This is a genomic window from Amycolatopsis sp. PS_44_ISF1 (genome assembly GCF_032335455.1).
In the GTDB taxonomy this organism is placed as follows: domain Bacteria; phylum Actinomycetota; class Actinomycetes; order Mycobacteriales; family Pseudonocardiaceae; genus Amycolatopsis.
In genome coordinates this window covers 689,203-701,146 of record NZ_JANUXO010000003.1, presented here as the reverse complement: position 1 = coordinate 701,146, position 11,944 = coordinate 689,203, and the positions used below count along the sequence as shown (strand labels likewise).

Annotated in this window: 10 protein-coding genes; 7 read left to right on the top strand and 3 right to left on the bottom strand. The window is 72.2% G+C overall.

Features of this window, described 5'->3' with window-relative positions:
* Positions 1 to 31 precede the first annotated feature (31 nt).
* Positions 32 to 1,219, bottom strand: coding sequence for a dephospho-CoA kinase (coaE, locus tag NYF13_RS29530; RefSeq protein ID WP_315661172.1), 1,188 nt, complete (start codon positions 1,217 to 1,219; stop codon positions 32 to 34).
* 216 nt (positions 1,220 to 1,435) lie between these two features.
* Between coaE and NYF13_RS29525 the strand changes: the two genes are divergently transcribed.
* Together NYF13_RS29525 and NYF13_RS29520 are read left to right on the top strand one after the other, a co-directional pair.
* Positions 1,436 to 1,651 carry a hypothetical protein gene (locus NYF13_RS29525; protein WP_315661171.1) on the top strand — a complete coding sequence of 72 codons (216 nt, stop codon included), beginning with the start codon at positions 1,436 to 1,438 and terminating at the stop codon, positions 1,649 to 1,651.
* Between the two features lie 408 nt (positions 1,652 to 2,059).
* The gene (locus tag NYF13_RS29520; RefSeq protein WP_315661169.1) at positions 2,060 to 2,695 is read left to right on the top strand and encodes a TetR/AcrR family transcriptional regulator; all 636 of its coding nucleotides are present in this window, start codon (positions 2,060 to 2,062) and stop codon (positions 2,693 to 2,695) included.
* 176 nt (positions 2,696 to 2,871) lie between these two features.
* Here the strand turns inward: NYF13_RS29520 and rpsA are convergent, their stop codons facing one another.
* Positions 2,872 to 4,386 carry a 30S ribosomal protein S1 gene (gene rpsA, locus NYF13_RS29515; protein ID WP_315661168.1) on the bottom strand — a complete coding sequence of 505 codons (1,515 nt, stop codon included), beginning with the start codon at positions 4,384 to 4,386 and terminating at the stop codon, positions 2,872 to 2,874.
* A 311-nt stretch (positions 4,387 to 4,697) separates the two neighbouring features.
* Between rpsA and NYF13_RS29510 the strand changes: the two genes are divergently transcribed.
* The 5 genes from NYF13_RS29510 (at position 4,698) to NYF13_RS29490 (ending at position 9,834) form a co-directional block, all read left to right on the top strand.
* Positions 4,698 to 5,570, top strand: coding sequence for a class I SAM-dependent methyltransferase (locus NYF13_RS29510; protein ID WP_315661167.1), 873 nt, complete (start codon positions 4,698 to 4,700; stop codon positions 5,568 to 5,570).
* Between the two features lie 22 nt (positions 5,571 to 5,592).
* Complete coding sequence (locus tag NYF13_RS29505) at positions 5,593 to 6,498, top strand: GNAT family N-acetyltransferase (protein WP_315661165.1); 906 nt, start codon at positions 5,593 to 5,595, stop codon at positions 6,496 to 6,498.
* A 107-nt stretch (positions 6,499 to 6,605) separates the two neighbouring features.
* A complete protein-coding gene (locus NYF13_RS29500; protein ID WP_315661164.1) occupies positions 6,606 to 7,325 on the top strand; it encodes an ABC transporter ATP-binding protein in 720 nt (239 codons plus the stop codon).
* Between the two features lie 29 nt (positions 7,326 to 7,354).
* On the top strand, positions 7,355 to 9,250 hold the full coding sequence (locus NYF13_RS29495) for a YhgE/Pip domain-containing protein (protein ID WP_315661272.1): 1,896 nt from the start codon (positions 7,355 to 7,357) through the stop codon (positions 9,248 to 9,250).
* 11 nt (positions 9,251 to 9,261) lie between these two features.
* A complete protein-coding gene (locus tag NYF13_RS29490) occupies positions 9,262 to 9,834 on the top strand; it encodes a TetR/AcrR family transcriptional regulator (RefSeq protein WP_315661163.1) in 573 nt (190 codons plus the stop codon).
* A gap of 321 nt (positions 9,835 to 10,155) precedes the next feature.
* Here the strand turns inward: NYF13_RS29490 and NYF13_RS29485 are convergent, their stop codons facing one another.
* The gene (locus tag NYF13_RS29485) at positions 10,156 to 11,721 is read right to left on the bottom strand and encodes an LCP family protein (protein ID WP_315661162.1); all 1,566 of its coding nucleotides are present in this window, start codon (positions 11,719 to 11,721) and stop codon (positions 10,156 to 10,158) included.
* Positions 11,722 to 11,944: the final 223 nt, after the last annotated feature.

The window sequence follows — 11,944 nt, the reverse complement described above, 5'->3', positions numbered from 1 at the left end:
GCCGTGGGTGCGGTCTGCGCGCACTCACTTTTCACGGCGTCCAGGAATTCTGCGCGGCCCACACCTCGGCCCGGTCGAACGCGGACCGGACCCATCCCTGCTTTTCCTCCGCGTACCCCTCGACCCGGCCATCCGCCGCGTGCTTGCTCGCGAGCTGCTGCTTCAGCTCCGCGTACGCATCCTGCTCCTGGGGATGTGCGCGGAGCCAGTCGCGGAACAGCAGGGCCAGGCGCCACGCGGGGGTTTCCGGTGAGCGGACGTGCACGTTCACCGCGCGCTCGGGGTCGGCGCCGACGTGCAGGCGCTTCGGCCACGGGGCCGTGCCGTCGTCCTTCGGGGTGTCGGCCCACTCACCCTCCAGGAGGGGGAAACCGGCGTCGCCGAGGGGGCCGGCCAGCGCATCGGCATCGACCAGGGTCGGGACCAGGATCTGGAGGTCGAGCACGTCCTTCGCGGGCAGGCCCGGCACCGAGGTGGAGCCGATGTGGTCGGCCCGCAGCAGCCGGTCGCCCCCGGCCTGTCGCAACCGGGCCAGCTGGCGCTCCGCCTGCATCGGCCAGGTCGGGTCGCAGGGCGCGATCACCGGCGACATCGGGGCGCGGGGCCGGCGCAGGCGAACGTTGGCCTCGAACGGCACCAGCCGGTCCGCCCACAGCGCATCGACCTCGGCCAGCACGATGTCCTGGGCGCCGCCGTTGTCGAGCCAGACGTCGGCGACCGCGCGGCGTGCGGCGTCGCCGGCCTGGGCGCGGATGCGGGCACGCGCGTCCTCCTCGGCCATGCCCCGGACCTCGACCAGGCGCCGGACGCGGACCTCCACCGGCGCGTCCACGATCACCACCAGGTGGTAGGCCGGGGCCAGGTTGCCCTCCACGAGCAGCGGGATGTCGTGCACCACCACCGCGTCCGGGGCGGCCTCCGCCATCAGCTCGGCCGTGCGCGCGCCGACCAGCGGGTGCACGATGCCGTTCAGCCGCCGGCGCGACTCCTCGTCGGCGAACGCCTTGGCGGCGAGCGCCGGCCGGTTCAGGGAGCCGTCCTCGGCGAGCACGTCCTGGCCGAAGGCCTCGACGATCGCGGCCAGCCCGGGGGTGCCGGGCTCGACCACCTCACGCGCGATCCGATCCGAGTCCACGAGCACCGCGCCGTGCTCGGCGAGCCGGTTGGCCACCGTCGATTTCCCCGCGCCGATTCCGCCCGTCAACCCCACTCGCAGCATGGAGTCACCCTAACCAGAACCACGCCTCACTCGATCCGGGGAGGTCAGCCCCGGTGCACGTGCACCCGCACGGGTGAACGCACACCTCAGGTGGAAAAGCAAGGCCATAGTGGCCGCCGGCTCACCTGATTTGGGTGACACGCCGAGCCATTACCCGGATTTGTCGCCCCGGGTGCGTAGCGTGCGCGGCGGACGGGTCGCCCACACGGAGGAACGATGGCGGAAAAGCACGTCGGGAGGCACCGGCTCGGCACACCGGGGCTGGTGCACTGCGTCGGGTACCAGCCGGTGGCGGTGGCCCTGGCCGAGTACCGGCGGACCTGGCTCAGCGCCCTGCTGGTCCCCGCCCAGCACAGTTTCGCCGGACTGCGCCGGCGCGCCCGCGCCGCGGCGCTGGAACACGTCTGGGTCCCGGTCGTCAGCACCACCTGAGCCGGTACCACCTGATCCGGCATCCTGCTCGCGAACACCGGCGTCTTGAGCCGGCGAATTCAGGCTGTGCTCGACCGCGGATCGGCCGTGACGGGTGTCCACCCGACGGCTCGACGCAAGCGCTTGAGTTTCACCGTCCGGAGCTCGCACGGATCGAGCCCTCGCGGCCTCTCCGGTCGGCGCGGCTCGTCGGCCGAATGTCGTTTGTGGACGGTTCCGGTGAACACCGGGGGAAGTACCGCTTGAACCCGGGTGGGCGCGGCCACCGGGTCCGGCCTCACTGGGACGAAGATCCCACCGATCCGGCCGCCGGACCAAGTTCCCAAGACGGCGCGGATATCGTATCTTCGGCAGGCGTATGCGGACTTGACCGTCGTCCCGCGCGGCACCTGCGAAGGGGGTGAGGGTATGGCCACCCGGCATCTGTCCGTGCCGCCCGCCGAGCAGAGCACCCGCACGCGGTTCCTCGACGCGGCGCTGGCGGTGCTGGTCCACCGGGGCGTCGCCGGGCTCACCGTGCGCGGGGTCGCCGAGGCGGCCGGTGCTTCGACCATCACGGTGTACACCCGCTTCGGCGGGCGCACCGGGCTGCTGGACGCCTTGTACGAGCGGGCTTTCGACCAGATGCGCGAGCACCTGCTCGACGTGCCGCCCGAGACCGAGGACGGCCTCGCCGACCTGCTCGAGGTGGCGCTGGCCTACCGCGGTTTCGCGTTGCAGAACCCGGCGCGCTACGCGCTGATGTACGAGCGGTCGGTGCACGACTTCGATCCGGACCCGGAGCTGCGCAGGGCCGTGGTCAGCACGTCGTTCGTGATGTTCGTGGACAAGATCCGCCGGGTCGCCGAGCCCGGCGCGAACCTGCAGCAGTTCGGCTACCTGCTGTGGACCTCGATGCACGGGCTGGTCAGCGTCGAGCTGACCATGCGCTCGCAGAGCCGGCTCAACGGCTGGTTCATCGACAGCACCGACGAAGAGGCCAACGAGGACGTCTTCCGGGCCGGGGTGCGGGCCACCTGCGCCGGTCTCGGCCTGCGCAACTGACCCTCGGCGCGGTGAGCGAAGACCGCGACCGGAAGCACCGCGCACCCGAAACACCGCGCTCCCGAAAACCACTGCGTCCCGGAAAGCACTGCGCTCTGGAAAACACCGCGATATAGAAAACACTGCGGCCCCGGTCCGAATCGGACCGGGGCCGCAGTGGGTGTTATCGGGCTAGATCACGCGCCACCGGAGAGCTTCTCGCGCAGGGCCGCGAGCTGCTCGTCGCTGGCCAGCGTGCCGCCGCTCTTGGCCTCGGCCGGAGCGGAGGTGTAGCTCTGCTCGCCGCCGTCGCTCGAGCTGGAGCTGCTGCTGGTGACCCCGGTCGCGGCGTCGGCCGCCGCTTCCGCGTCGGCCTCCGCGGCCTTGACGACCTGCTTCATGTGGGCCTCGTAACGGGTGTGCGCCTCGGCGTACTGGCGCTCCCACTCCTCACGCTGCTTGTCGAAGCCGTCCTGCCACTCCTGGGTGTCCGGGTCGAAGCCTTCGGGGTAGATGTAGTTGCCCTCGGCGTCGTACTCGGCCGCCATGCCGTACTGGGTCGGGTCGAACTCGGTCTCGGGGCTGACGCCCTCGTTCGCCTGCTTCAGCGACAGCGAGATGCGGCGGCGCTCGAGGTCGATGTCGATGACCTTGACCATCACGTCACCGTTGACCTGGACGACCTGCTCCGGGATCTCCACGTGGCGCTCGGCCAGCTCGGAGATGTGCACCAGGCCCTCGATGCCCTCCTCGACGCGCACGAAGGCGCCGAACGGGACGAGCTTGGTGACCTTGCCCGGCACGATCTGGCCGATGGCGTGGGTGCGGGCGAACTGGCGCCACGGGTCTTCCTGAGTCGCCTTCAGCGACAGGGACACGCGCTCGCGGTCCATGTCCACGTCGAGGACCTCGACCGTGACCTCCTGGCCGACCTCGACCACCTCGGACGGGTGGTCGATGTGCTTCCAGGACAGCTCGGAGACGTGCACCAGCCCGTCGACGCCGCCCAGGTCCACGAAGGCACCGAAGTTGACGATGGACGACACGACGCCCTTGCGGACCTGGCCCTTGGCCAGCGCGTTGAGGAACTCGCTGCGCACCTCGGACTGGGTCTGCTCGAGGTAGGCGCGGCGGGACAGGACCACGTTGTTGCGGTTCTTGTCCAGCTCGATGATCTTCGCCTCGAGCTCGCGGCCGACGTAGGGCTGCAGGTCGCGCACCCGGCGCATCTCGACCAGCGACGCGGGCAGGAAGCCGCGCAGGCCGATGTCCAGGATCAGGCCGCCCTTGACGACCTCGATGACGGTGCCCTTGACGGGCTCGTCCTTCTCCTTGAGCTCCTCGATCGTGCCCCAGGCGCGCTCGTACTGCGCGCGCTTCTTGGACAGGATCAGGCGGCCTTCCTTGTCCTCCTTCTGGAGGACCAGGGCTTCGACCTCATCGCCGACGGTGACAACCTCAGCCGGGTCGACATCGTGCTTGATGGAGAGCTCGCGCGAGGGGATGACGCCCTCGGTCTTGTAGCCGATGTCGAGCAGAACCTCGTCGCGGTCGACCTTGACGATGGTGCCTTCGACGATGTCCCCATCGTTGAAGTACTTGATCGTCTTGTCGATCGCGGCGAGGAAGTCTTCCTCCGACCCGATGTCGTTGATGGCGACCTGGGGGGCGCCGGACGGCGTGGTCGGGGCGGTGGCGATGTCGGTGGTCATTAGGCGGGTTGCTCCGGTGGATGGAATCGTAGGGTGGGCAGCTGGCGGCGCGGCGGATGGTGCGAACGAGGCATGCGGCGACCCCTGCTTCAACGTCCGGCGAGCAAACGTCCACCAGCGAATCGACCGCGGCATGACCCGCAAGCGGTGCGCGGCCCCGGCAGGTGGTGAACCCGGGCAGCGCGAACCCACTGCGCTGACACTCATCGTACGCGGACTGCGGTAGGGGACACAATCAGGGTCACTTCCCCGCCCGGTACCCTCACCGCAACACCCGCCCCGGCCCCGGCATTCCCCGGAAGGACCCGTCCATGCCCCAGCCCGCCCCGGCACCGGCCGGGCCACCGGAGCCGGGAGCGGATCGCCACGAGCACGCCGAGCAGCAGCTCGGCACGGCCGGGGTCGCCTACCGCGCCGGCGGCGGGGCGGGGGCCGCGGCCGCCAACCTGGCCTGGTGGGACGCCGACGCCGACGACTACCAGGCCACCCACGGCGGCTTCCTCGGCGACGCCGACTTCGTCTGGTGCCCCGAGGGGGTGCGCGAGGCCGAGGCCCACCTGCTCGGCGAGGTCCGCGGCAAGCGGGTGCTGGAGGTCGGCTGCGGCCAGGCCGCGTGCTCGCGCTGGCTGGCCTCGGCGGGCGCGCACGCGGTGGCCACCGACCTGTCCGCCGGCATGCTGCGCCACGCCCGCGCGGGCAACGACCGCACCGGCCTGCCCGTGCCGCTCGTGCAGGCCAACGCCGAGGTGCTGCCGTTCGCCCCCGCCAGCTTCGACGCCGCCTGCTCGGCCTTCGGCGCGCTGCCGTTCGTCCCCTCGGCCGAGACGGTGTTCGCGGAGGTCCGGCGGGTGCTGCGGCCGGGCTCGCCGTGGGTGTTCTCGGTGACTCACCCGATGCGGTGGATCTTCCCGGACGACCCGGGCCCGCAGGGCCTCACCGTCACCCAGCCCTACTTCGACCGCACGCCCTACCTGGAAGTGGACGAGACCGGCGAGGCCACCTACGTCGAGTACCACCGGACCCTCGGCGACTACGTGCGCGCGCTGGCCGCGACCGGGTTCGCCCTGGAGGACCTGCTGGAGCCGGAGTGGCCGGCCGGGCACACCCGCACCTGGGGCCAGTGGAGCCCGCTGCGCGGCAAGCTCTTCCCCGGCACGGCGATCTTCCGCACCCGCCTCGGGTGAGCCCGCGGTTACGCTCCGCCCCGTGGCCACCGCCGAGGACCTGACCCGCTTCACCGCGCTCGACCCGCTGCTGCCCCCGCCCGCGCCGCCCGCCGCCGGGGAACGGCTCGAGGCGACGACCTCGGCCGGGACGCGGGTGTCGGCCGGCCTCCAGCACCACCGGCACGGGCCCGGCGACGCCCCGCTGCTGTGGTCGGCCGCCGAGGTCTGGCAGCTCTTCCCGGACGCCGGCACCGCCGGGACCGAGGCCTTCGACCTGCTGCTGGGCGCGTTGCGGGGCCGGCTGGACACCGAGGCGCCGGGCGCCGACTCGGCCTGCGTGGTGAACTGGCCGAGCCGCGACGCCGAGGCGATCCGCGCCTTCCTCGACCACGGCCTGGCCCCGCTGTCCGCGCTCGCGGTGCGGACCGAGGGGCCGCCGCCCGGGCCGGAACCGGGTGAGGCGGCCGTCCGGGCGGCCGGGCCGGGCGACTTCGACGCCGTGCTCGCGCTCTGCGCCGCGACGTTCGACTACACCGGGCTGGTCGCGCACCGGCAGCGGGAGCAGACCGCCGAACTGCTCGCCCCGGCGCTGCGCCGCGCGCTCGAGGGGCCGCTGACCTGGCTGGCCGAGTGCGGCGGCGAGCCGGTGGCCCTCGCGCAGTGCGACTGGGTGGACTCGGCCGAGGGCACCGAGGCGGCGGAACTGCTGCCGGCCGGACGCTGGGGCTACGTGAACACCGTGGTGACCGCGGCCGGGCACCGCGGGCGCGGTCTCGGCCGGGCGCTGATGGCGCGGGCGCACCGGGAACTGCTCGGCGCGGGCGCCACCGCCACCTACCTCTACTACAACCCGACCAACCCGCTCTCCTCGGTGTTCTGGGCCCGGCAGGGCTATCGTCCACTGTGGACATCATGGGAGGCGCACCCGGCGTCCGCGCTGCGGTGACCGGTCACCCGCTGGTGTGACGTGGGCCCGCCCGGCTTGCCGTCCGGCCACCCGGAGGGCTAAATTTTGAACTGACCGGTCAGTTCAAAAAAGGCAGGAGCTTCCCCGTGCTGGTACGAGCCGATCGGGTGTCCCTGACGGGCGCCCACGGGCTGCTGCTGCCGCCCACCTCGCTGACCGCCGAGGACGGCTGCCTGACCCTGGTCCACGGCGAGCCAGGCGTCGGGGTCACCGCGCTCGGCCTCGCCCTCGCCGGGCGGATCAAGCCGACCACCGGGACCGTGACCACCGACGCCGGTGGTGACCTGCGCGAGCTGGTGGCGGTCGTCGACGCCCCGGGTGTGAGCGAGCCCGACGAAGCGCTCCCGCTGAAGGTGGTCGCCGGGGAAGAGCTGGCGCTGGCCCACCGCCCGGCCGGCAAGGAGGACGTCGCGCGCTGGCTCTCCGCGCACGACGCCGCACCGTTCGCCGGCAGCCGCTTCGAGAACCTCGAACCCGCGTTGCGCACCAGGCTGCTGGCCGCGCTGGCCGCCGAGCGCCGGGGCGTGCGCATGCTCGTGCTCGACGCACCCGACCGCCACACCAGCGAGGTCGCCTCGTGGACCGCGGTCGCCGAAGAGCACGCCCGGCGCGGACTGGCCGTGGTCGTGCTGGCCGCGACCACCCCGTCGTCGACCCTCCCCTACCCGGCGGCCCGCATCGGGTCGGCCGACCAGCCCGAACCGGTACGGCTGCTCGTGCCCGCCGAAACGGACGGCCCCCGAGCCGACGGCGTTCCGGCAAGCAGCACCGAAGCGGCCGGCTCCGAAGGAGACAGCGAAGCATGACCTCCCCCGACGACAAGCGCGCCGGCGGGCTGAACGCCTTCCGCATCGCGCTCAACGAGCTGCGCCGGCTGTCCGCGGGCACCCTGCCGAAGCTGGCCATGGCCGCGCTCGTGCTCGTGCCGCTGCTGTACGCGTCGTTCTACCTCTACGCCAACTACGATCCCTACGGCCGCCTCGACAAGCTGCCCGCCGCCGTCTACACCAGCGACGCCGGGGCCAAGGACTCCACCGGCGCGGAGCGCAACATCGGCCGTGAGGTCACCGACGAGCTGACGAAGTCCGGCACCTTCCAGTGGCACGAGGTGTCCGAAAAGGACGCTCGAGACGGCGTGCGCGACGACAAGTACTCGTTCGCCATCGGCATCCCGCGCGACTTCTCCACCGCGCTGCTGTCTTCGGGCAACTTCACCCCGCAGCAGGCCACGATCACGCTCGCCACCAACGACTCCAACAACTACCTGGCCGGCACCATCGCCAAGCAGGTGGCCGACCAGGTGCGCAAGACCATCGCGGAGAAGGTGGGCAGCGAGGCCGCCGACCGGTTCCTGGTCGGGTTCTCCACCATCTACGGCAAGGTCTCCGAGGCGGCGAACGGGGCGCGGCAGCTCGCCGACGGCGCCGCGAAACTGCAGACCGGGCAGCACCAGCTCGCCGAAGGCGCCGGCCAGCTCGCCACCGGGTCCGCCACCCTGGCCACCGGGCTGGACACGCTGAAGTCGAGCACCGAGCAGCTACCGGCCCAGACCCGCAAGCTCGCTTCCGGCGCCGGGCAGGTCGCCGACGGCAACCAGAAGGTGGCCGATGCCGCCTCGCTGGCCGCCACCGCGTCCTCCGACATCCAGGGCAAGCTCGACAGCTACCGCACCCAGCTGAGCACCGACCTGCACGACGCCGGGCTGAGCGACGCGCAGGTGAACGAGATCCTGGACCGGGCGGACGAGCTGCGCTCCCCCGTCGACCAGGCCAACACCAAGATCCAGGCCGCGAACGGTGATCTGGCCAAGCTGGCGAGCGGCGCGCGCCAGGTGTCCGACGGGGCGCAGCAGCTGGCCTCGGCCTCCCCGCAGCTGACCAGCGGCATCGCGAAGGCTTCCGACGGCGCGAACCAGCTGCGCGACGGCGCGGCCAAGCTGAACGACGGGGAGAAGACCGCCGTCACCGGCACCGACCAGCTCGCCACCGGGGCCACCCAGCTGCGCGACGGGCTCGCGGCCGGGCTCCAGCAGATCCCGAACCCGGACGACCCGACCCGCACGGCCACCGCGAACACCATCGCCGACCCGGTGGCGGTGACCTCCAACGGCGTCGCCTCCGCGGGCACCTACGGCGCCGGACTGGCCCCGTTCTTCATCTCGCTGGCCACCTGGATCGGCGCGTTCGTGCTGTTCCTGCTGATCCGGCCGCTGTCCACCCGGGCGCTGACCGCGGGCGCGTCGCCGCTGCGGGTGGCGCTGGGCGGCTGGCTGTCCTCGGCCGTGCTGGGCATCGCGCAGGTGGTCGTGCTGTTCGCCGCGGTGACCTGGCTGGTCGGCATCCACATCGCGCATCCACTGGGCGCCATCGGTTTCGCCATCCTGGTCTCGCTGGCCTTCACCTCGGTGGTGCACGCGCTCAACGCGTTCTTCGGCGCCGTGGGCAAGTTCCTCGGGCTGGTGCTGCTGGTGCTGCAACTGGTCAGCGCGGGCGGCACGTTCCCCTGGCAGACCATCCCGGACGCGCTCTACCCGCTGCACATCGTGCTGCCCATGGGCTACGCCATCGACGGCTTCCGGCACCTGCTCTACACCGGCGCGTCCGTGCAGATCCTCGGCGACGTCGGGGTGCTGGCCGCCTACCTGGTCGGCGGGATCCTGCTGTCCACCCTGGCCGCGCGCAAGCACCGCGTGTGGTCGGTCTCGGCGCTCAAGCCCGAGCTGAGCCTGTAGCGCCCGCCGCCGTGAGGGAGACGACCAAGCAGAAGCTCTTCGAGGCCACCCTGCGGCTCTCGGCCAGCCGGGGCCTGGTGGGGCTGACCGTGGACGACATCGCCACCGAGGCCGGGGTGGCCAAGGGCACCGTGTACTACAACTTCGGGTCCAAGGACGGGCTGATCGACGGCCTGCTGCGCTACGGCGTCGACCTGGCGGCCGGGCGGCTGCGGGCGGCGGTCTCCGACGCCGACCCGCTGACGGTGCTCGAAGCCCAGATCGACGTGACCCTGGCCTTCATCGCCGAGTACCCGGGGTTTTCGCAGATCCTGGTCAGCGAGCTGTGGCGGATGCCGGGCCAGTGGCACGACACGCTGGCGCTGCTGCGCGAAGAGCTCATCTCGATCGTCAAGGGCCAGCTCCAGCGCCTGGACGAGGCCGGGCGGCTGCCCGCGGGGGTCGCCATCCCGACCGCCGCGGCCGGGCTGTTCGGCACCATGCTGGTGGTGGCGCTGGACTGGCAGGTCTTCCAGCCCGCCCGCACCCGCGACGAGGTCCGCGAAGCGGTGATGGTGCTGGTCCGCGGGCTCGGCCGCGCCTAGGACCTGTCCTGTGAGTGGTTGAGCTGGGCCTACGGCAGTCGGACCGGGTGGTTGATCGCGGTGAGTTGACGGACAAGGCGTGGGCAGTGGTCGAGCCGTTGCTACCGCCGCGACAACGGGCTGAGTACCAAGATCCATCTCGCTGTCGACGGGCATCGTCTGCCCATGCGTTTCGTCAGGCGGGTGATCAGCCGCAGCTGGTGCCGTTGCCGGAGCAGGGTGGTGATCGAGCCGCGGCCCCGCCGGCTGGGTACGGGGGTGGCTCCCGCGACCGGGCTGCGGGACGGCTGCTCCGCCGGCGCGGACGCGAGCCGCGGCGTGCTACTTGACGCAGGGGATCCCGCCGCCGGACAGGCCGCTGGGCGGGGCGGAGGAGCCGGTGGGGCCGGGAGCCTCGGGAGCACCGGAGGCGGACGGGGCCGGCGAACCGCCGGGGGAAGCCCCGCCGGCCGCGGTCAGCGTCGTCGGCAGGGTGAACGCGGTGCCGATGACCACCCGGACGTGCCCGGCCGGCACCGTGGAGTCGTGTTCGGTGGTGACGCCGCCGAGCAGCTTCGCCACCGCCGAGGCCGGCGCGGAACCCCCGCTGCCGTAGTAGACCACCGTCTTGGCCGAGCGGTGGGTCTCCGTGCCGAGGGTGCCCGCGGTGTAGCCCTTCGCGGCCAGCGCGTGCGAGACGGTCGCCGCGAGCCCGGCGCGGCTGGTGCTGTTGACCACATCCACGGTCGGCGGGGTGGTGCCCCCGGCACTCGGGGACGGGGACGGTCCGGGAGCGGGCGCGGTCCCGCCGATCAGCTGCCGGACCACCGCCTGCACCTGGCCGACGTCGACGAGGTTGACGTCCTCGCCCGAGGGGTCCTTGCCGAACTTGACGATCGGGAGCGTGACGAAGGTGATGTTGCCGCCGGTCAGGTTCGCCGCCTGCCCGGCGAAGGCGATCAGGTCCAGCCCGCTGTCCACGGCCGTGTTCTGCTTCGCGACGTCCAGGATGCCCTGCAACTGGCCCGGGTCGGTGAACGCGCCGCCCTGTTTGAGCTGGTAGGCCAGGGAGGAGATGAAGGCCTGCTGCCGGGCCTCGCGGTCCAGGTCGGTGAAGTTCAGCTGCGGGTGCACGTTGTCGCGGCGCTGCCGCACGAAGGCCACCGCCTGCTCGGCGTCGATCTGCTGGCGGCCCTGGTGGAAGTCGGCGCCCGAGTAGGAGTCCTCGGTGTTTTCGTCGACGCAGACCGTGATCGGCTGCACCACCTGCGCGATCTGGAAGAACGCGACCAGGGTGACCTCGGCGAAGTGGTCGACCGGCACCCCGCCGAGGAACTGCCGCACGGTGTCGATCTCGGCCTTGCGGCCGGCCTCGCGCTCCTGCTGCTCGCGCTGGCTCCGGTCGCCGCCCTGGTTGACCAGTTGCTTGGCCTTCTGGTCGAACGCCAGTCCGTAGGCCTGCTTGATCTTGCCCCGGCACTGCCCGTCCGGGCAGCCGGGGAGGTCGACGTAGTCGTCGCGGGGGATGGACAGCGAGGTGGCCTTGCTGCCGTCGCCCGGCACGTGCAGCAGCATCAGGACGTTGGCGTTGTTGCCGCCGTTCTGCTCGTCCCCGGCGTGCAGCGCGTCGTAGATCTCCTTCGGCAGCGCGTTGCCGTTTTCGTCGAGCCGGGTGTCCAGGCCCATGATGAGGATGTTGGTGTCCCCGTTGGCCGATCTGGTGTCGCCGCCGAGCGCGCCGGAGGTGTGCAACCCGGCCAGCAGGCTGTGGTACTGCGTCCAGCCGTAGCCGGTCAGGCCCAGCACCAGCAGCGAGGCCACCCCGGCCACCGCGGCGGCCGTGCGGCGGGCCCCCCGCTTCCCCCGCCGCTGCGCGGGGGCGGCCCGGTCCCCACCACGACGCTCCACAAGAGACCCCTCACCTTGGTGACACCACCTACGCAGGTTCGGACGTCTCGGCCCCGGCGAGGTTGCCCCCAGCCGCGACCTCGGCTCGGCGGGCCCGCAGAATCGGGACCACAGCGGAAAAACGGACACCCGGACCGGAGCGGGCCACCCGGACGCCGGCCGGCGTGTCACCACCCCGGCCAACGCCCCACGGGCCGGGTCAGTGGCAGTTGGCGCAGCAGCC

Bases quoted from the DNA above. Each gene is read 5' to 3' on its own strand.
- NYF13_RS29520 (WP_315661169.1), top strand. From the start codon at position 2,060: ATGGCCACCCGGCATCTGTCCGTGCCGCCCGCCGAGCAGAGCACCCGC.
- NYF13_RS29525 (WP_315661171.1), top strand. From the start codon at position 1,436: ATGGCGGAAAAGCACGTCGGGAGGCACCGGCTCGGCACACCGGGGCTG.
- NYF13_RS29510 (WP_315661167.1), top strand. From the start codon at position 4,698: ATGCCCCAGCCCGCCCCGGCACCGGCCGGGCCACCGGAGCCGGGAGCG.
- rpsA (WP_315661168.1), bottom strand. From the start codon at position 4,386: ATGACCACCGACATCGCCACCGCCCCGACCACGCCGTCCGGCGCCCCC.
- coaE (WP_315661172.1), bottom strand. From the start codon at position 1,219: ATGCTGCGAGTGGGGTTGACGGGCGGAATCGGCGCGGGGAAATCGACG.